General features: G+C 43.6%; 18 protein-coding genes. 12 read left to right on the top strand and 6 right to left on the bottom strand.

The window, feature by feature from the left end; genetic code table 11:
* Positions 1 to 15: 15 nt before the first annotated feature.
* From murD to mutT, 12 genes are all read left to right on the top strand, one after another.
* The gene (murD, locus tag GQR89_RS17150) at positions 16 to 1,344 is read left to right on the top strand and encodes a UDP-N-acetylmuramoyl-L-alanine--D-glutamate ligase (RefSeq protein ID WP_158771174.1); all 1,329 of its coding nucleotides are present in this window, start codon (positions 16 to 18) and stop codon (positions 1,342 to 1,344) included.
* On the top strand, positions 1,341 to 2,750 hold the full coding sequence (gene ftsW, locus GQR89_RS17145) for a cell division protein FtsW (protein WP_158771173.1): 1,410 nt from the start codon (positions 1,341 to 1,343) through the stop codon (positions 2,748 to 2,750). The genes murD and ftsW overlap by 4 nt, the downstream gene beginning before the upstream one ends.
* Positions 2,743 to 3,897: an undecaprenyldiphospho-muramoylpentapeptide beta-N-acetylglucosaminyltransferase gene (gene murG / locus GQR89_RS17140; RefSeq protein ID WP_158771172.1), complete on the top strand. Its 1,155-nt coding sequence runs from the start codon at positions 2,743 to 2,745 to the stop codon at positions 3,895 to 3,897. Before ftsW ends, murG begins: the two co-directional genes overlap by 8 nt.
* Positions 3,894 to 5,348 carry a UDP-N-acetylmuramate--L-alanine ligase gene (gene murC / locus GQR89_RS17135; RefSeq protein ID WP_158771171.1) on the top strand — a complete coding sequence of 485 codons (1,455 nt, stop codon included), beginning with the start codon at positions 3,894 to 3,896 and terminating at the stop codon, positions 5,346 to 5,348. The genes murG and murC overlap by 4 nt, the downstream gene beginning before the upstream one ends.
* Positions 5,345 to 6,295 carry a D-alanine--D-alanine ligase gene (locus tag GQR89_RS17130; protein WP_158771170.1) on the top strand — a complete coding sequence of 317 codons (951 nt, stop codon included), beginning with the start codon at positions 5,345 to 5,347 and terminating at the stop codon, positions 6,293 to 6,295. Before murC ends, GQR89_RS17130 begins: the two co-directional genes overlap by 4 nt.
* A gap of 5 nt (positions 6,296 to 6,300) precedes the next feature.
* A complete protein-coding gene (locus GQR89_RS17125; protein ID WP_158771169.1) occupies positions 6,301 to 7,062 on the top strand; it encodes a cell division protein FtsQ/DivIB in 762 nt (253 codons plus the stop codon).
* A 21-nt stretch (positions 7,063 to 7,083) separates the two neighbouring features.
* The gene (gene ftsA / locus GQR89_RS17120; RefSeq protein ID WP_158771168.1) at positions 7,084 to 8,313 is read left to right on the top strand and encodes a cell division protein FtsA; all 1,230 of its coding nucleotides are present in this window, start codon (positions 7,084 to 7,086) and stop codon (positions 8,311 to 8,313) included.
* 84 nt (positions 8,314 to 8,397) lie between these two features.
* The gene (gene ftsZ, locus GQR89_RS17115; RefSeq protein WP_158771167.1) at positions 8,398 to 9,570 is read left to right on the top strand and encodes a cell division protein FtsZ; all 1,173 of its coding nucleotides are present in this window, start codon (positions 8,398 to 8,400) and stop codon (positions 9,568 to 9,570) included.
* A gap of 176 nt (positions 9,571 to 9,746) precedes the next feature.
* On the top strand, positions 9,747 to 10,661 hold the full coding sequence (gene lpxC, locus GQR89_RS17110; protein ID WP_158771166.1) for a UDP-3-O-acyl-N-acetylglucosamine deacetylase: 915 nt from the start codon (positions 9,747 to 9,749) through the stop codon (positions 10,659 to 10,661).
* Positions 10,662 to 10,796: 135 nt separating this feature from the next.
* The gene (locus tag GQR89_RS17105; RefSeq protein ID WP_158771165.1) at positions 10,797 to 11,696 is read left to right on the top strand and encodes a M23 family metallopeptidase; all 900 of its coding nucleotides are present in this window, start codon (positions 10,797 to 10,799) and stop codon (positions 11,694 to 11,696) included.
* Positions 11,697 to 11,868: 172 nt separating this feature from the next.
* Entirely contained in the window at positions 11,869 to 14,598 is a 2,730-nt protein-coding gene (gene secA, locus GQR89_RS17100; protein ID WP_158771164.1) for a preprotein translocase subunit SecA, read from the top strand.
* A gap of 96 nt (positions 14,599 to 14,694) precedes the next feature.
* The gene (gene mutT, locus GQR89_RS17095) at positions 14,695 to 15,090 is read left to right on the top strand and encodes an 8-oxo-dGTP diphosphatase MutT (RefSeq protein WP_158771163.1); all 396 of its coding nucleotides are present in this window, start codon (positions 14,695 to 14,697) and stop codon (positions 15,088 to 15,090) included.
* A gap of 25 nt (positions 15,091 to 15,115) precedes the next feature.
* Here mutT and GQR89_RS17090 read toward each other — a convergent pair whose 3' ends face one another.
* The 6 genes from GQR89_RS17090 to GQR89_RS17065 all read right to left on the bottom strand — a co-directional run bounded on the left by GQR89_RS17090 (position 15,116) and on the right by GQR89_RS17065 (position 20,276).
* On the bottom strand, positions 15,116 to 16,135 hold the full coding sequence (locus tag GQR89_RS17090; RefSeq protein ID WP_199271336.1) for a hypothetical protein: 1,020 nt from the start codon (positions 16,133 to 16,135) through the stop codon (positions 15,116 to 15,118).
* A 213-nt stretch (positions 16,136 to 16,348) separates the two neighbouring features.
* Entirely contained in the window at positions 16,349 to 17,005 is a 657-nt protein-coding gene (rpiA, locus tag GQR89_RS17085) for a ribose-5-phosphate isomerase RpiA (protein WP_158771161.1), read from the bottom strand.
* Between the two features lie 85 nt (positions 17,006 to 17,090).
* On the bottom strand, positions 17,091 to 17,687 hold the full coding sequence (locus GQR89_RS17080; protein WP_158771160.1) for a 5-formyltetrahydrofolate cyclo-ligase: 597 nt from the start codon (positions 17,685 to 17,687) through the stop codon (positions 17,091 to 17,093).
* 231 nt (positions 17,688 to 17,918) lie between these two features.
* Positions 17,919 to 18,854: a nucleoside hydrolase gene (locus GQR89_RS17075; protein WP_158771159.1), complete on the bottom strand. Its 936-nt coding sequence runs from the start codon at positions 18,852 to 18,854 to the stop codon at positions 17,919 to 17,921.
* Positions 18,855 to 18,875: 21 nt separating this feature from the next.
* On the bottom strand, positions 18,876 to 19,772 hold the full coding sequence (locus GQR89_RS17070; RefSeq protein WP_158771158.1) for a ribokinase: 897 nt from the start codon (positions 19,770 to 19,772) through the stop codon (positions 18,876 to 18,878).
* 93 nt (positions 19,773 to 19,865) lie between these two features.
* On the bottom strand, positions 19,866 to 20,276 hold the full coding sequence (locus tag GQR89_RS17065; RefSeq protein ID WP_158771157.1) for a hypothetical protein: 411 nt from the start codon (positions 20,274 to 20,276) through the stop codon (positions 19,866 to 19,868).
* Between the last annotated feature and the right edge of the window lie 171 nt (positions 20,277 to 20,447).

The following is a 20,447-nucleotide window of genomic DNA, read 5'->3' as shown; positions in this document are numbered from 1 at the left end:
AGGGTAGCGACGTAAATGGCATCAACTCCGTTGGTAAATAAAAACATCATAGTTGTCGGACTCGGTTTGACCGGCTTGTCCTGCGTGACGTTTTTGTCTGCCAAAGGAGCAAATGTGAGCGCCATGGATACCCGTGCTGACTTGAGTGTAACCTTAAAAGTGCCGGTGTTTTTAGGTGAACTTGATGTTAAACGGTTATGCGCAGCTGATATGTTGGTGGTTAGTCCTGGACTAAGCTTAAAAACGCCGGCAATCAAAACTGCCATTGATGCGGGTGTTAAAGTCATTGGCGACATCGAATTATTTGCCATGTTCAACACTAAACCAGTATTGGCTGTGACTGGTTCAAACGGTAAATCTACCGTAGCGACCTTAGCTTATGAAATGTGCCTAGCTGCAGGCAAAAAAGCGCTGCTTGGGGGCAATATAGGTATTCCTGCTCTTGAGCTATTAGATAAAGACAGCGAGATTATCGTGCTTGAACTGTCTAGCTTTCAACTGGAAACGACTTATACATTGCGCCCGCACGTAGCGTGCATGTTGAACTTAAGTGACGACCATTTAGATCGCCATGGCGATATGTTGAGTTATCAACGTGCCAAGCTGCGGGTTTATCGCGATGCGCGCTTTAGTGTATGTAATCGTGACGATGCGTCAACTTGGCCAATGACTATCAACCCTGATGTTATGTTTGGCTTAAGCAGCAGTGAACGAGGCTTGAGCTGGGACAAACAAAATACCGAAATTCTGCTCGACGGCAAAGCATTTCTTAATAGTCAAGATTGCATGCTAGTGGGTGAGCATAATATGCTTAATATTCAAGCCGCTACTGCTATGACTATGTTGGCGGGTATTCCTCTGGATGCCGTTAAACAAGCCGCTAAAACGTTTGCTGGTTTAGAGCATCGTTGTCAGACAGTGGCAAAAATTGACAGCGTACGCTGGATCAATGATTCAAAAGCGACCAACGTGGGTGCCACAATTGCAGCCATCGATGGTTTAGCGCCATCTTGCAAAGGTAAGCTTATTCTTATTGCGGGCGGTGACGGCAAAGGCGCTGACTTTGAACCGCTTCGTGAGCACTTTGAGCAGCAAGTTAGCGAATTGATTACTCTCGGCAAAGATGGTCCGGCGCTGGCTAAGTTAAAAAATAATAGTCATCAGGTATCAAGCTTAAATGAAGCGGTGAAATTGGCCGATAAATTGGCGGACAAAAACGCAACCGTTATGTTGTCTCCAGCTTGTGCCAGTTTAGATATGTTTAAAAATTATCAGCAGCGCGGTGAGCTATTTGTTGTCGCAATCAATGGGCTAGCGCAGAATAAAAAAGGGGCACAGTCATGAATGTGTCTACTTTTTCAATGCCGCTACGCGCAATGTTTGCCCAGCGGCATGATGCAGCTCCTGCTGTCGTGCGGCCCTACGATGTTAGCCTAATCCTTTTAGCGCTGTCGCTGCTTTCTATTGGCCTGATTATTGTCACCTCTGCTTCAATGCCTGTTGCCGCACGTTTATTTGATAACCCTTTTTATTTTGCTATTCGCCACGGTATTTATATTGTGCTGGCAATTGGGACGGCGCTTACGGTGATGCAAATTCCTATGCAATGGTGGCGGGTGAGTAACGCCTGGTTGTTATTGGTTGCTTTAGCCTTATTGATCGCCGTTTTGTTAATCGGCCGCAGCGTAAATGGCAGTACCCGTTGGTTAGTCATTGGGCCTATCACCATACAAGCCGCAGAGCCTGCTAAGTTATTTTTCTTCTGTTACTTGGCTGGTTATCTGGTAAGGCGATACGAAGAGGTGACAGAGAATATCAAAGGGTTTATAAAACCTTTAATTGTTTTCTTCGCCTTTGCAGTACTGCTATTGATGCAACCTGATTTAGGCACCGTGGTCGTGATGTTGTGCACCACCATTGGCTTGCTATTTTTAGCAGGTGCTAAGTTATGGCAGTTCTTCGGGTTAGCACTCACTGGCGGTTTAGCCGTGACATTTTTGATTATGTTTGAAGAATATCGTATGAAACGTATTACTTCATTTTTAGACCCATGGGCAGATCCTTTCGGCAGTGGTTACCAACTAACGCAATCGCTTATGGCTTATGGTCGCGGTAACGTGTTTGGACAGGGCTTAGGTAATAGCTTACAAAAATTGGAATATCTTCCTGAAGCTCATACCGATTTTATTATGGCTATTTTGGCTGAAGAGCTTGGCTTTGCCGGAGTAGCAACGGTATTAGCGTTAATGCTGTGCATCGTATTAAAAGCGATGAAAATGGGCCACAAGGCATTGCAAAATGAACGGCCGTTTGATGCATATTTAGCGTACTCAATAGGCATTTGGTTTAGTTTTCAGACTGCAGTTAACGTGGGCGCCAGCGCCGGGATTTTGCCTACCAAAGGCTTAACATTTCCGTTGTTGAGTTATGGAGGCTCGAGTTTAATTATTATGGCTGCTGCAGTTGGCCTGTTAGTACGAATTGATTTTGAAATGCGCGTAGAGGGTATTCAGGCTCTTGATCGTGGTGGCAAGGGAAAACCTAAACCAAGTAAACCCACTAGAACAAAAGCCCAGACTAAATCTGCTAGTAGCGCAGGGAAGAAAAACGTGTCGAGCGTTTTAGATGACGTAGCATATGCGGTTGTCGACGAAGACGATATTGATGACATGTTTGACGAAGATGATACCCAAACAAATATCAAAAAAGCGCGCGCTAAGAAAGCTAAGCAGGAGGACGACAATGTCTGATTCCGCTATGTCTAAAACGCTGCTTGTTATGGCCGGTGGCACAGGTGGACATGTTTTTCCAGGATTAGCTGTAGCACAGGCTCTTAAAGAACAGAATTGGCATATTCATTGGTTAGGCACAGCCGAGCGTATGGAAGCTGATCTTGTACCCAAAGCCGGTTTTGAGATTAGTTTTATTGATATCGCAGGCGTGCGCGGCAACGGATTACTGCGTTTACTCGCAGCCCCATTTAAAATTATCAAAGCTGTATTACAAGCTAGGCGCGTGATTAAGCAGGTTAATCCTGATGTAGTTATTGGTATGGGCGGCTTCGCTAGCGGCCCCGGCGGAGTTGCGGCTTGGCTAATGGGCAAGCCATTAGTCTTGCACGAACAAAATGCAGTGCCAGGCATGACCAATAAACTGCTTTCTCGGATAGCGAGCAAAGTACTAACGGGGTTTGATGCTACTTTTGAAGCTCAAAAAGGTATTCGCCAGCCAGCAAACCAGGAAGGTAGTCAGCAAGAAAAGTATCAATGGGTAGGTAATCCTGTGCGTGCCGGTTTCGTCGAAATAAAACGCAGTGGGTCCGTTGAGCAAGCCATGATTTATGAGCCACAGCAAGTACTTAATATATTAATACTAGGTGGCAGTCTAGGCGCAAAAGCATTAAATGAAAATGTACCTTTAGCGTTGGCGAAACAAACAAATATCAATGTACGCCACCAGTGCGGTAAAGGGCACTTTGTATCTGTAACTGACTTGTATCAATCACAGTTAGGTCAAAGCGTTAACTGGACAGTTGATGAATTTGTAGACGATATGCCCAAGGCCTACCAATGGGCAGATTTAGTTATTTGTCGCGCAGGCGCATTAACCGTGGCTGAAGTCGCAGCGTCAGGCGTAGCAGCGATTTTCGTGCCGCTGCCCCATGCTGTTGATGATCATCAGACTAAAAATGCCCAAACATTAGTCGAAAAAGGGGCGGCTTATTTGCTCCCGCAAACCGAATTAGTTAACGGCGGGTTAACGCCTTTGTTGAAAGCCTGCCTTGCAAAACCAAACATGCTAATTGATGTGGGCCTTAAAGCCCGATCATTAGCCAAATTAGATGCAGTACAACGAGTCACTCATTGCTGCCAGTTGTTAGCGGAGAAAGCGCAATGATCGCACCCGATAAAGTTCATTACCATGTGCCAGAAATGCGCCGAATTAAAAATATCCATTTTGTGGGTATTGGCGGTGCCGGAATGGGAGGGATCGCAGAAGTATTACTCAATGAAGGGTATCAAGTATCAGGCTCTGATCGCCAAGCGAATGGCATGACAGATCGTTTAGCGGGCCTCGGGGCAACGATTTTCTTTGGCCACCAAGCGAGTAATGTCGAGAAAGCCAATGTTGTGGTGGTATCAAGTGCTATTGACCCAACTAATCCTGAAGTTAATGCGGCAAATGAAAAGCGCATTCCGGTTATTCGCCGAGCGGAAATGCTAGCTGAACTCATGCGCTTTAGACATGGTATTGCCATAGCGGGAACCCACGGTAAAACAACGACCACCAGTTTGATTGCGACAATCTTTGCGCAAGCTAAACTCGATCCTACTTTTGTGATAGGTGGCTTGTTAAATAGTGCTGGTACTAACGCTCGTTTGGGATCAAGTCAGTATCTTATTGCGGAAGCTGATGAAAGTGATGCATCTTTTGTGCACTTGCAGCCTATGGTGTCGGTTGTGACGAACATTGAACCTGACCACATGGAAACCTATCAAGGCGACTTTCAGAAGATGCAAGACACCTACATCGATTTTTTACACAATTTACCGTTCTACGGATTAGCCGTGCTGTGTATCGATGATCCTGTAATTGAAAAATTACTGCCGCGTATCAAACGTAAATACCTCACCTACGGATACAACGAACAAGCAGATGTGCGTGCTACTAACGTTAAACATACTTTTAACCAAAGTGAATTTACTTTAATACGCAGTGGTCATGATGATGTTCAAATCACTGTTAATGTGCCAGGTAAGCATAATGTGCTTAATTCGCTTGCTGCCATTGCAGTGGCTAGCGATGAAGGAATTGACGATAGTGCTATCAAAGATGCTTTAGGGAGCTTTTCAGGTATTGGTCGTCGTTTTGAAATACTGGGTGATTTTGCCACTGGCGACGGGGATGTGCTGCTGGTAGATGATTACGGTCATCACCCTACTGAAGTGGAAGCCACTATCGCAGTTGCACGCAATAATTGGCCAGACAGACGTTTGGTTATGGCGTATCAGCCTCATCGTTACTCGCGTACACATGATTTATATGAAGATTTTGTGCGTGTGTTGTCTCAAGTGGACGTGTTGTTGTTGCTTGATGTGTATTCTGCGGGTGAAGAAAAAATCGATGGGGCAGATAGTAAATCTCTTTGTCGCTCTATCCGTCAGCGTGGTCAACTCGAGCCTATTTATGTAGCAGATAAAGACGAGTTGCCGCGGTTGCTAGCGGACAATCTAGCCGATCAAGATGTGTTGATGACACAAGGCGCTGGCAATATCGGTCAAATTGCCAAGCAGTTACAAGCCTTAAAGCTGAACAAAGATGTGTTAAGTAAAGGGTGGTCTAAATGAACTTAGATAACCTAATAACCAATATTCCCGTAGTAGATTTTGGCAAAGTAGCCGTGATGTTTGGCGGTCGCTCAGCTGAACGTGAAGTGTCTTTACGTTCTGGCCAAGCTGTGCTTGATGCTCTGGTTGGAGCAGGCGTTAATGCTCATGGATTTGATCCTGCTGAGCGCAACTTGCATAATTTGGTAGAGCAAAAATTTGACCGCGTTCTGATTATGCTACATGGTCGGGGCGGTGAAGATGGCGCATTGCAAGGCGCACTCCAGCAGTTGAACATTCCCTATACAGGAACAGGTGTATTGGGCTCAGCATTATGTATGGATAAGATCCGTAGTAAGCAAGTTTGGCAGAGCTTGGGATTGCCAACCGCCAATTATGAAATAGCCGATAAAAGAGACTTTGATGCGACAAGTTGCGAGGCTATAATGGACCGCTTAGGGAATCTGGTTATGGTTAAGCCTGCGCAAGAAGGTTCGAGCATCGGTATGGCCAAAGTTTCAAATGCGCAACAACTCGCCGCTGCGGTCCAGCATGCTTTCGAATATGACGATAAAGTGCTGTTGGAACAATTCATCCAAGGTTCAGAGTATACCGTTAGTCTACTCAATGGTTCAGCCTTACCCTCGATCAGCATGTCGACACCACGAGATTTTTACGATTACGAGGCAAAGTATCAGTCTAATAGTACTGAATATTTTTGCCCCAGTGGCTTGTCACAAGAGCAAGAAACCACGTTAGCTAGGCTTGCTTTAGATGCCTTTGACGCAGTTGCAGGGGCTGGGTGGGGAAGAATAGATTTTATGCAGGACATGCTAGGTAAATTTTATTTGCTTGAAGCGAATACGGTACCGGGTATGACAGAAAAAAGCTTAGTACCCTTGGCGGCTAAGCAAGCAGGATTAAGTTTTGCGCAGTTGTCGTTAGCTGTATTGGCGACAGCTGGCTAATACTGATGACTGATAAGGCGCTAACAGCAACCGATCAACCAAACTTCCGATTCATCGGCGGGATGGGGTTTTTACTGCTGTTACTGATAGGTATTGTCTACGGAGCTTGGTCTATCAAAGAATGGGCCGAAGACGAGCAAAAGGCGCCCGTACGAGACATAGCACTATCAGGTGAGTTGCGCTTTGTCAGCCATGACCAGATAGAAGGGTTGATTCGTCGTACTCAACCAGGCAGTTTTTTTGAGTTGGATGTTGAGCAAGCGCATCAAGATATTGAAAGTATGCCTTGGGTATATCGAGCATCAATTCGTAAAAGATGGCCCAACAGTCTGAAAATTTATGTGTTGGAGCAAACGCCAGCAGCCCGTTGGAACAGTGATTTAATTTTAAATCAATACGGGGATGCGTTTGCAGGTGCAATTAGTACAGATCAGGCTCCACCGGAGCTGCCTAATTTGTTTGGGCCACAAGGCAATGAGCATACTGCACTTGAAGGTTACACTGCGATGCAATCTTTGTTAGCCAGTGCAGGGATGAGCATTGATGAAGTGCGCTTAAGTGACCGTTTTGCTTGGCATGTAAAGCTGGTAAATGGGGTCAGCCTTAATTTAGGGCGAAAGGAATATATTAACCGGTTGCAACGATTTATTGATTTGTATCCGTTGTTACAAAAGAACGAAAAAGCCGTAGATTATGTTGATTTACGCTATGACACAGGCTTGGCTGTGGGATGGAAATCCCCAGCACAACCTTCACAAGAGAGCTAATGAAAGTGAGAGCAGCACAATATGTCTAAAGTTGCAGATAGAAAGCTAATTGTAGGCTTAGACATTGGTACCAGTATGGTAAAAGCCGTAGTCGGCGAGTTACTCGACGATGGTGGGATCAGCGTTATTGGTGTCGGTAGTCATCCTTCGAAAGGAATGGACAAAGGTGGAGTGAACGATTTGAACATGGTTGTTCAATCGGTTCAGCGTGCCATGAGCGAAATGGAGTTGATGGCAGATTGTCGAGTATCGTCAGTTTTTATGTCGATTTCAGGACGCCACGTTCAATGCCAAAATGAAAGTGGCATGGTGCCCATCAATAATAAAGAAGTGACACAAGAAGACGTTGATAACGTGATCCACGCTGCGCGCTCAGTGCCTATTGCCGCTGAGCGAAGATTGCTGCATGTGTTACCTCAAGAATTTACCATTGATGTACAAGAGGGTATTAAAAACCCAATTGGCATGTCAGGGGTTCGTATGGAAGCCCAAGCACACATCATTACCTGTGCTGATGATATGGCGAAGAATTTAGTCAAATGTGTTGAACGCTGTGATTTAACCGCTGATCAACTTATTTTCTCATCTTTAGCATCTAGTTATGCGGTATTAACCGATGATGAAAAAGAATTGGGCGTCTGCGTTGTGGATATAGGCGGCGGTACAATCGATATCGTTATATACACCGATGGCGCTATTCGCCACACTGCTGTGGTACCAGCAGCGGGTAATCAAATTACCAGTGATATTGCCAAAATATTCCGTACACCTATCAGCCACGCGGAAGATATAAAGATTAATTATGCCTGTGCGATGAAAGACATGGTCAGCATGGAAGAGAACATTGAAGTCCACAGTGTCGGCGGGCGACCGTCTCGAGCTATGTCTCGTCATACACTGGCAGAAGTAATTGAACCAAGATACCAAGAGTTGTTCGAATTAGTACAAAAAGAAATACGTAACAGTGGTTTTGAAGAACAAATTGCTGCGGGCATCGTGTTGACAGGTGGCACCGCCAAAATGGAAGGGGCGATTGAATTCGCCGAAGAAATTTTTCAAATGCCTGTACGTGTCGGTGAGCCTCTCTCTATCAAAGGGTTATCTGAGTACGTAGAAGATCCAACCTTCGCTACGGCGATAGGGTTATTACAATATGGTAAAGAACACATTAAGGCCAAAACTGCGGCCAAGAGCAAAACGTCTGAAGGCGTTTGGGAACGAATTCAAAGTTGGTTTAAGGGCGAGTTTTAAACCTGCTTTTAAATAAACTTAAAAAACTATAGGCCGCAAGTTATTTTGCTTGCAAGTCTTAGCGCAAAAAACCGGAGAGTAAATATGTTTGAATTAATGGATAGTCATAGTGAAGAAGCCGTCATCAAAGTTATTGGTGTCGGTGGTGGTGGCGGAAACGCTATCGAACACATGGTTGCGCACTGTATTGAAGGCGTTGAATTCATCGCGATTAATACTGATGCACAAGTTTTACGTAGCTCAGCAGCTAACGTGACGTTACAGATTGGTTCAGGTGTGACCAAAGGCTTAGGTGCAGGTGCCAACCCGAATGTGGGGCGCCAAGCTGCAGAAGAAGACCGTGAAACTATTCGCCAAGCTTTAGAAGGCGCGGATATGGTGTTTATCACTGCAGGTATGGGTGGCGGCACAGGTACTGGTGCGGCTCCTGAAGTAGCAAAAATAGCCAAAGAGTTAGGTATTTTGACCGTTGCCGTGGTCACTAAACCGTTTCCTTTTGAAGGCCGTAAACGCACAGATTTTGCTGAACAAGGTATTGAAGAGTTGTCAAAATACGTTGACTCACTCATCACCATCCCTAATGAAAAATTGCTTAAAGTGATGGGAAAAGGCACGCCTTTATTGCAAGCCTTTAGTGCCGCAAACGATATTTTACGGGGTGCTGTACAAGGTATTGCAGAATTGATAACCCGTCCTGGCTTAATTAACGTGGATTTCGCCGATGTGAAAACCGTTATGTCTGAGATGGGCACTGCAATGATGGGTAGTGGTTCGGCATCTGGTGAAGACCGCGCTGAGGAAGCATCAGAAGGCGCAATTGCCTGTCCGTTGTTGGAAGACATCGACTTATCTGGCGCTCGCGGGATTTTGGTCAACATTACTGCTGGTCCTGATTTCTCAATTGATGAGTTTGAAACGGTAGGTAATGCCGTTAAAGCCTTTGCATCTGAAAACGCTACCGTAGTTGTGGGCACCGTAATTGATATGGATATGTCTGATGAACTGCGTGTAACAGTTGTTGCTACCGGTATTGGTGCAGAACGTAAGCCTGATATCTCATTGGTATCAAATCGTAGTTCAGCACGTGTGTCGAATGAGCAGCAAGAAGTGCGCATTCAGGCCAACGGTACAGACAATATGCAAGCGAGTGTGACAACTGAAAGTAGCCGTTCAGTAGCGAGTGAAGAACGAACTGACACAGGTAATGATCTTGAATATTTAGATATTCCTGCGTTTTTACGTAAGCAAGCTGACTAAAAACCGGTCAATGAATTATTAGACTAATGTGTAGTCTTATCACTTTACGCCATATAACAGAATATATTGTAAATATGGCTTGAAAAGAGTGAATGTGACACTATTTTGACAATATACACTTTATTTTATATAATACGTGCCGCTTTTTATTAGGTTAACTAGAGCCAAGAAATAAAATGATTAAACAACGTACCATCAAACAATCTGTTCAAGAGACAGGGATTGGTCTGCACAAAGGTGACAAGGTCACTATGACTCTCCGGCCTGCGCCGGCAAATACGGGTATTGTATTTCGCCGCGTTGACCTTGAGCCTCATGCGGATATTCCAGCTCGCGCCGAAGCAGTAGGCGACACGATGTTGTGTACGTGTATAACCAACGCTGACGGTGTGACTATCTCCACCGTAGAGCACTTGGCTTCAGCTTTAGCTGGTTTAGGTATTGACAATATTATTGTCGAAGTCGATAGCGATGAATTGCCGATAATGGACGGTAGCGCAAGCCCGTTTATTTTCTTATTGCAATCTGTGGGCATCGAAGAGTTAAATGCGCCTAAGCAATTTATAAAGATCAAGAAGCCGATCAAAGTGAAAGACGGCGATAAATGGGCAGAGTTAAGACCCCATGATGGCTTTCGTGTTGATTTTAGAATCGATTTCGATCATCCGGCGATCAGTCAGACTCGTCAACATATGGTGTTGGACTTTGATTCATCGTCATATGTGGATGAAGTCAGTCGTGCTCGCACATTCGGTTTTATGAAAGATTTAGAATATATGAATGCCAACAACCTAGCATTAGGTGGCAGCATGGCAAATGCAGTGGCATTAGATGATTACCGCGTGCTTAATCCTGAAGGGCTACGTTATAGCGATGAATTCCTTAAACATAAGATTTTGGATGCAATCGGCGATTTATATTTATGCGGTCACAGTATTATTGGTGAACTTGTCGCCTATAAGACTGGCCACGGACTTAATAATAAATTACTTAACGCTATGTTACAAAATCAAGCATGTTGGGAATTCGTTAGTTACGATAATAGTGAAGAGTTACCCATTAGATTCGCATCACCTATCTTAACGAACTAAATTGAATTATTATTAAAATGCCGCTTATAGCGGCATTTTTTGTTAAGTCGAATTGATTTTGTTTATCCACAGCCCTTTGTTAAACTGCATCTTATAAGAGGTGTAAGGCGCCCAACCTTGGGGAATAGTTCAATAATGAGTTTGACATTACTGTATCGCAGTAAAAAATCACGTTACGTATATCGGCCGACTAAGCGTCAGATATTGACGTGCTTTATCGTTATATGTGGGCTCTTTCTCATATCTAGCCGCTCTACTGACTCCCCAGATGAAAATCTCGCGCGATTGGCATTGGCACAATCTGGATTACATCAGCAGCAAGCTCAAATAGATGATTTAAAAAATACCACTGAACAACGCCTTGCCATCGTGCTGCAAAAATTAGCAGAAGCACAAAGCCGACTGGTTAAAGTGAATGCATTAGGAGCTAGATTGGTTGAACAAGCACAATTAAATCCTGAAGAATTCAGTTTCTCTGTAATTGATGAAGAAGCCGCTGCACTGCCTGAAACATCTACCGATTTAGGTCAATATAATGTGGTATCGCGCATAGAAATCATGCTAGATGAGCTCGAAAATAAAGAGCAACAGCTCGGTGCGCTTGAATCTATCCTAATGAGTCACCATATTACTGAAGAAAGTGCTTTAGCGGGGCGACCCATCGAAGCAGGTTGGTTATCGTCTTATTACGGTATTCGTACCGACCCGTTTACGGGTAAGCCAACTATGCATAAAGGATTAGACTTCGCTGGTGCAGAAGGTGAGCCTGTTCTAGCCACGGGTGCTGGCATAGTGACATGGGCTGCATCGCGATATGGCTACGGTAATTTGGTAGAAATTGACCATGGTAATGGATTGGTCACACGGTTCGGGCATAATAAAACGCTCAATGTAAAAATGGGTGATGTAGTAACCAAAGGTCAATCAATTGCATTAATGGGGAATACTGGTCGATCGACGGGTCCTCATGTACATTATGAAGTCATTAATAAAGGGCAACCGCAAGATCCGTTGCCATTTGTATATCGTGATTAGCTATTCGATCACTAGCTAACGCAGGGACAGTCTGTTTGATGTCGTCCAACGAAATTTTTCGTTAATTATTGGCAATCAGCTCATTGGAGCAGTTTGTTTTATTTTAGTTATGATTTTTACGCCATCGCCGGCAGTAATATCATTCATTTATTAGATTGGAAGCTGTAAATCCATGTTTTCGAGTATTCTGACCAAGGTTTTTGGTAGCCGTAATGACCGAACTTTAAAAAAATTAAATAAAATTACTGAGCAAGTTAACCAGGTAGAAACCGAGTTTGAAGCGCTCAGCGATGAGCAACTTAAAGCTAAAACAGGTGAATTCCAAAAACGTTTGCAAGACGGTGAAAGCACTGATAATTTGTTGCCTGAAGCCTTTGCCGTTGTTCGTGAAGCCAGTAAACGTGTTTTTTCCATGCGTCACTTTGATGTTCAGATGCTGGGCGGCCAGGTGTTACACACTGGTCAAATCGCTGAAATGCGAACCGGTGAAGGTAAAACGCTGACTTCGACGTTACCTGCTTACTTAAATGCATTAAGCGGAAAAGGCGTACACATTATTACCGTCAATGACTATTTGGCGAGTCGTGATGCGGAAGGCAGCCGTCCTTTGTTTGAATTTTTGGGCTTAACGGTTGGTTGTAATATTCCCGGCATGAACCACGCTCAGAAGAAAGAAGCCTACGCAGCTGATATTACCTACGGTACTAACAATGAATTTGGCTTCGATTACCTGCGCGACAATATGGCGTTTAGTCCGAATGATCGAGTACAGCGTGAACTTCATTATGCAATTATCGATGAAGTCGATTCAATCTTAATTGATGAAGCTAGAACCCCCCTTATTATATCTGGCCAAGCAGAAGATAGTTCTGAGCTATACCGTAAGATAAACACCATTATTCCTCAGCTTGAACTACAAGATAAAGAAGATGAGGAAGGTAATAACGGTGACGGCGACTACACTATTGATGAAAAAGGTAAGCAGGTCCATTTGACCGAAAAAGGTCAAATTCACGTCGAAGAAATTTTAAAGTCCAGTGGTATTTTAGACGAAAATGAGTCACTTTTTGCCGCGGCAAATATTTCATTGCTGCATCATGTTAATGCCGCTCTACGTGCGCACAAGTTATTCAGCCGAGATGTAGATTATATCGTCAAAGGCGAGGATGTGGTTATCGTTGATGAGCATACTGGCCGCACAATGGAAGGTCGTCGTTGGTCTGAGGGTTTGCATCAAGCGGTTGAAGCAAAAGAAGAAGTGAATATCCAGAACGAGAACCAAACACTCGCTTCGATCACATTTCAAAATTACTTCCGTTTATACGACAAATTAGCCGGTATGACAGGTACTGCTGATACTGAGGCGTTTGAGTTCCAAAGTATTTACGGCTTAGATACGGTTGTTATTCCTACTAACAAACCAATGGTGCGTAAAGATAAGGCGGATTTGATTTACCTCACCGCCCAAGAAAAATACGAAGCGATTGTTGAAGACATCAAGGACTGTGTGAAACGTGGTCAACCGACACTTGTGGGTACAGTTTCAATTGAAAATTCGGAGTTGATATCAGATATTCTGAAAAAAGCCAAAATCCCGCATAAGGTTCTTAACGCTAAATTCCATGAGCAAGAAGCTGATATTGTTGCTCAAGCAGGTAAACCTGGTGCGGTGACTATCGCCACCAATATGGCCGGTCGTGGTACAGATATTGTACTTGGCGGAAACTGGCAAGTTGCCGTTGAAGGTATTAACGATCCTAAGCCGGGTACCATTGAAAAAATTAAAGAGCAGTGGCAGAAAGATCACGATGCTGTCATCGAATCAGGTGGTTTGCATATCATTGGCACGGAACGTCATGAATCTCGTCGTATTGATAACCAATTACGAGGCCGTTCTGGTCGTCAGGGGGACGCAGGTTCTTCACGCTTCTACTTGTCACTCGATGACGCGTTAATGCGTATCTTTGCCTCTGAAAAAATGGGCAATATGATGAAGCGTTTAGGTATGGAGCGTGGCGAAGCGATTGAGCACCCTTGGGTTACCCGAGCTATCGAAAATGCCCAGCGTAAAGTTGAAGGCCGTAACTTCGATATGCGTAAGCAACTACTAGAATTTGATGATGTTGCTAACGATCAGCGTAAAGTTATTTACGAACAGCGTAACGAGCTACTTGATGAAGGTGAGATTAGCGCCACTATTGATGCCATTCGTGTGGACGTGGTTAACAGTATTATCGATCAATATATTCCGCCTCAATCACTTAGTGAAATGTGGGACGTAAGTGGTCTTGAAGGCCATTTCAAAAGTGAGTTTTTGTTAGATATACCTCTACAAAAATGGATTGACGAAGATGACAAATTATTTGAAGAAAAAATTCGTGAACGCATTTTAGATGAAGTAAGCGCCAGCTATAAGGCTAAAGAAGAAGTGGTTGGTGCTGACGTACTTCGTCAATTCGAAAAAGCGGTTATGCTACAAAACTTAGATAGTCACTGGAAAGAACACTTGGCGGCGATGGATCACCTTCGTCAAGGTATTCATCTTCGTGGCTATGCACAAAAGAATCCTAAGCAAGAATATAAGCGTGAGTCATTTGAATTATTCACTGAAATGCTTGAAGCATTAAAAGTAGAAGTGGTGACTGTGCTAAGTAAAGTGCAAGTGAAGGCCGAGTCTGACGTTGAGGCAGTTGAAGAGCAACGTCGACAAGCTGATGAGCAACCCAAACAGTATGAACATGAAACTGCTAGTGTCACACAAGAACCTGAACAAGCGCCAGAGCAATCAGCGCCTGCACGTTCGGGTAATGCATTGCGTGAAGGTCCTAAGGTGGGTCGTAACGATCCTTGTCCTTGTGGTTCAGGTCAAAAGTATAAGCAATGTCACGGTAAACTAAACTAACAAAACGCTTAGGGCATTCGTGCCAGGTGTTAATAAAGGCGGGTTATTTCGAATAGAATTAGCCCGTTTTTTTTGGGTGAAATATAAGGTGCTTCAATGAAAGTGGTCGACGTAGCAGTAGGCGTTATCAAAAGAGAACAAGCCATTTATATCAGTAAACGTTCAGACGATTTACACCAAGGAGGCAAATGGGAATTTCCTGGAGGTAAGCTCGAACTCGGTGAAACGCCAGCTCAAGCATTAACGCGAGAGTTACAAGAGGAAGTTGGTATTGAGGTCATCGCGTTACGGGATTATATGCTGATTGAGCACGATTATGGTGACAAGCGTGTTCGCTTACATATTCAACTAGTTGAGGGCTTTAGAGGCGAACCACAGCATCAAGAGGGGCAAATTAGCTGCTGGGTTAGTATTCCCCAGTTAAGTGATTACGATTTCCCCGCCGCTAATGCGGATATTGTCAGTAAATTGCAAACTGACAGCTTAGGTTAATTCATATACGTTGAATTGTATTAGGTTACATGCCTAATCTCAGTCGGGTAATTTCGTCCTGTGCCGCGCGAAGCTCTTGTTCTATTTTACGACGTGAGTCAATCATCTCGTTGGCAATAGTGGCTAGGTATTTAAATTCCGAAAAGCCCACGCTTTTTTCATCCATGTGCTTATATTCGCGCTTACAGCGATAAAAAAACATTCCAAAGTTATTAAAAGCACGTTGTAGAGTTAGAAAACTACGAACCAAAAGTACGATTAAGGTAGCCGTTGTGCTTAGCATTATCATAACACTGGTGATTTCCACCCGACGCTGGGCGGCTGTAACTTGCTGCTGTAGGTGATGATCCAGATTTACGAAGTTTTGTTCAACCAAATGCGCCTGATCACGAAAATTTCCCTGTAAACCCGTATTATGATTTAAGCCGACATAACGGTAAGCATCGACTAACTGCATAAATTCATGCTGGTATTTGCTCAATAACGGCATGAGCTGCGAGTATTGAAAGGGCGATTGAGCTTCAATACGCTGAATAAGTGTGGAATATAAAGCACGCTCTTTATTGACGTATTTCAGATCTTTGCGTAATAAAAAATCTTTTTCGGCCCGACGAATTTGCAACAACAATTGATACATATTTAAAAACTCAGCTTCAGATAATTTTGCTTCCAGTGCATGGGCTGCTTGGCGAAAACCACCCTGATAGCCTCTATTTTCATCTAATCCCATGGCAATTCTTGTTTCTACTAGGCTGACAAATTGCTGCTGGTATAAGGGAAAGCTGTTGAATAGCTCATCGAATATCTGTTGATTCTGTTGGGACTGTTTATCGAGTGCTTGAACCGCTGTTAACTGGGTTAAAAACCGCTTGGCTTGATGGGTAAATTTATCAGTGTATTTAAGATCCAAGCGTAATAAAAAATCTTTCTCATGGCGGCGAAGTTGCAAAAAATCTTGGCCTAAGCGTAACAGTGATTTGTTTTTTTCATTCAAATCTACCAACTTTTGGGTGTAGTAAATTTGACTGCCCACAAGTAACAGCATGCCCAATACACAGACCGTTATAATTAATAGCAGGCGAGTTTTAATAGAATCTAAATGGATCAACACGACTAAGCACTACAAATAATGAGTCTAGTCAGACAGTGTGGCACTGTTTTATGACGGTTTAGTGTCTAAGATGGCATATTAAAAGACGAAAAAACCGCCATTGGAGGCGGTTTATATAAATAATATTATTCGAATAGGTTAGTTTGTTTATTCGCTTACTTGAACGCCAGATTCAGTACCTGTTAACACTACGTCAGCTGAGCGCATAGCGAAAAGGCCATTGGTGACAACGCCAACTATATTATTGAGTTGCCGTTCTAATTCCACTGGGTTTAATATTTTGAGATTGAATACATCTAGCAGCACATTACCGTTGTCAGTTACAACCCCTTGGCGATAAACCGGATCTCCGCCAAGCTTAACGATTTCTCGAGCGACGTATGAACGTGCCATTGGTATCACTTCTACAGGTAGCGGAAATGCCCCTAAAATAGGGACATTTTTAGTATCATCAATGATACAAACAAACTTTTTAGCCACAGCAGCGACGACTTTTTCACGGGTCAATGCCGCGCCGCCGCCTTTAATCATGTGGCGATGTTCGGTGATTTCGTCGGCGCCATCTACGTATACCGATAATTGATCTACGGAGTTCAGATCGAATACCTCAATACCTAATGCTTCTAATCGTTTAGTTGAAGCCTCTGAGCTTGAAACTGCCCCTTGGATAGTGTTTTTAACCGACGCTAATGCTTCTATAAAGTAATTAACCGTGGAACCCGTGCCTACGCCAACGATTGAGTCTTGCTCTACATATCTGATAGCGGCTAGAGCTGCGGCTTTCTTTTTGTCATCTTGGTTCATGGTTTTCTTCAGTAAGTCTGGTGAAAAGCAAAGTATACCCAAGGAAAATGCAAAATATATGTTCAGTGTAAAAATTATATTTGTTTCAAGGGGCTATATATATTTTTGAGGGAGTAATAATTTTTTGCATAGGGATATCCCATTTGTCACTTTTTATCCCACTTGGCACTTTCTGACAATCATGAGCCACGCCGTATATCTCAGTGGCAAACGTATTGTGCGCAACAGGTGCCAAAGTACGGTCATAAAATCCTCCGCCCATACCTAAACGGTTGGCTTGGGCGTCAAAGGCAACTAGAGGCGCAAAAATTACATCTATTAAGGGCAGCGGGACGATGTCCGTAACCCGCAGAGCCGGTTCAGGAATACCAAATCTATTTGCTTCCATTTGGCTGTCTTTGTGGTAGCGCAAGAATAACAGTTGGCCTTTGGCAAATGGATGTAGCACAGGCAAACAGACTATTTTTCCTTGCATCCATGCATCTTCGATCACTGGCTTCATTGAAATCTCACCATCTTGAGCCAAATAACAGGTAATATATTTCGCCGCCTGATATTGCTCAATAGCTTGGCAGTGTTCCAGTAGAAGATTGCTTGCGTGCGTTTGTTGCTTCTCTGACAGGCAGTTGCGCTTTTGACGAAAATGTTGACGCAGAGTTTGCCGTGTATAATTTGTATGCATAGTCATTTTCAATATGTTTTTCAATTGGGCGGACAATAACGGTTCAGTATAGCTACGCGTTTATTTTTATCAAAAATACTGATTAACGCGATAGGGGGCATGGATTTTAGATGTTAGTGTCGTAAAGCACTCAAGTGCTTTTTCACTGCGCACTCGAATGCTTTTAACTTTTCAATATTCTGCCGATATCAAACGAGTAATTTGTCGTGATATCGGCATATCTACATTAATTTAGTAGGTATCAATATATAATTGGGTGAGTCTTTCCTTGTCAACTTTAACAGCAACGTCAACCTGTTGTGCTTCGAGCCAATCGGGGCTGGCTGTAGTATTTTTTGGCGCGATTGACGTTTGGCCAATGTTTAGTGGATCCGTTGATACCCGTGCGTGACCTCGGACAATTTCAAACAAACTTGGATCAACAAGATGAGCAATAGGCATCGCGTCATGGAAGAAACACACTCGATCTTCACGATTTTGTGAGTAAAAGTCCATATAGAACTGAGCAGCATCGTGAACAAACCCACCTAATTTTGCGTTGTTTTTGCGTAAAGCTTCTAAAAACGTTGGTTCAAACGGGACCGTCATTGTCACATCTAGACCAAACATAGTTAGGTTCCAGTCTGCCCCGAAAACAATCTCAGCTGCATAAGCATCGTTCCAAATATTTGCCTCTGCAACCGGGGTTACATTCCCCGGCACAAATGCTGCACCGCCCATTATTGAGACACCTTTTAGTAACTTAGGCAACTCGGGTTCAAGACGCAGTGCTAACGCAAGGTTACCAAGAGGACCAATCGCAACTACGGTAATTTCACCAGGATACTGACGAGCCATATCAACAATATATTGTGCTGATGAGCGAGGATCTAATTTACGTTTTGAAGGCTCAGGGCAAATATTACCGAAACCATCCTCACCATGCACAAAGTGCGCGTATTTAGACTGCGGCCCGACCCAAGGCATACCGACACCTTTGCATACGGGAATATCTACACCTGCCATCTCACATAAGGTAAGAGCATTTTGTGCCGCCATTTCAACGGGCACGTTTCCGTACACAGTGGTTAGGCCGAGTACGTCAATATCTGGAGATTGAAAAGCGAAAAAAATCGCCATTGCATCGTCGATTCCCGGATCGGTATCAAGAATAATTTTATGGCTCATAGGGTCCTCGTTGAATGTGGGTTAGCAATTATGTTTAGCAAGAAAACGATTTACTTGTTCTTCATCTGGAATAGATTGGGCTGCGCCCACTTGAGTAACCGCAAGTGCAGATGCAGCACAAGCGCGGGTAAGCGCTGTTTTTGCATCCGTGTGCTGGCTGTAAGCCGATAAGAAGAAACCAATAAAGGTATCACCGGCCGCTGTGGTATCAACCGCATCCACTACAAATGCATCAACTTCAATTCTGCGATCGTTTTTGAGCATGCACACCCCAGCCTTACCTAGCGTGATAATGATTTCGCTCTTTGGCCAGTTAGCACTAAAGTATTGCGCCATGCTATCTAAGTCGCTATGGCCGGAAATTTCTTGTGCTTCAACTTCGTTAACGATCAAAAGGTCAATACACTCAAATGGCAGTTGCTTAACTGACTCTGTCATCGGGGCAGGGTTGAACGCGACTTTGAGACCTTTTTCTTTAGCTTGTTTGAGTACTTCATCAATGGCGCTAGTCTCATTCTGCGTTAATACCCAATCACTGGATTTTACGTCATCCAGAGCCGCCATTACTTCTTTGGACGTAATTTCATGGTTAGCGCCACCAAATAACACAATAGCATTTTCGCCAGATGGCGTGACTTGTATAATGGCATGGCCAGAAGGGCTTTCGGTGCAAGCTACAAATTTACAATTAATATTGTGTTTTATCATGATCTGTTTGAAGTTGGCGTCAGATTCATTGATACGACCAACGTGGCGTACATCAGCCCCGGCTTTAGCAAGCGCGATAGATTGGTTCGCGCCTTTACCACCCAATAAACATTGATAATGAGTCGAGGCTAAGGTCTCACCAGGTTGAACGAAGTGCTCAACCTGATAAACATGGTCCACATTGATAGAACCAAAATTAATAACGGCCATATAGAGTAATTCCGAAAGTTTATATCATTTTGGCATTATTCTAACCGAGAAACTGTATATATGTCCCATATAAGTAACAAGATTTAGCTCTTTTCAATTCAGAAAAGGAAAAATTCGTTTCAGTAGAGGTTTTTTTGAAACAAATGGTTCTTGATTGACAATAAATAATCTGATCGAGACGGTTGCCCCGTGGCCCCAAGGCCACCAAGCAAGCATAACGTCAGGGCGCTCATCTTGCTGAGGGTAATATAGTTTCTGTTTTTTGCTTAGACGGGCGTATTTCCCGGCTAAGTGTTTCATTAAATTTGGAGCTTGCTTGACGTTAGTCACGTCCCACTCGACAGTAAAATGTTGACGCACAATCGCATTGACCTGCTGAGCTTTATCAGCCGAAAATTCAGCTAATAATGCACGATTAAAATCATCGTATTTCCATTTCACCACGTCATTAAGTGCATCTACGATAATGGCGCCGCGTTGGCGTATTATTGTTTCTTGATTCATTTAGGCCACTTGTAAATGTGCTTGAAGTGCATATTTTTCATCCTTGAAGTATAAATGCAGTAGGACGATAAAAATAAAAATTTCATCGATATCATATACCCAAATAACTTTAAACCAGTCGTGAGTGGCCGTACAAGCAACTCTTAATCCGTTATTTCGAAGTCACTTGGG

This window comes from Paraglaciecola sp. L1A13, assembly GCF_009796745.1.
GTDB lineage: Bacteria > Pseudomonadota > Gammaproteobacteria > Enterobacterales > Alteromonadaceae > Paraglaciecola.
The sequence above is the reverse complement of the archived record's forward strand: the minus strand, read 5'-3'. Positions and strand labels throughout refer to the sequence as shown.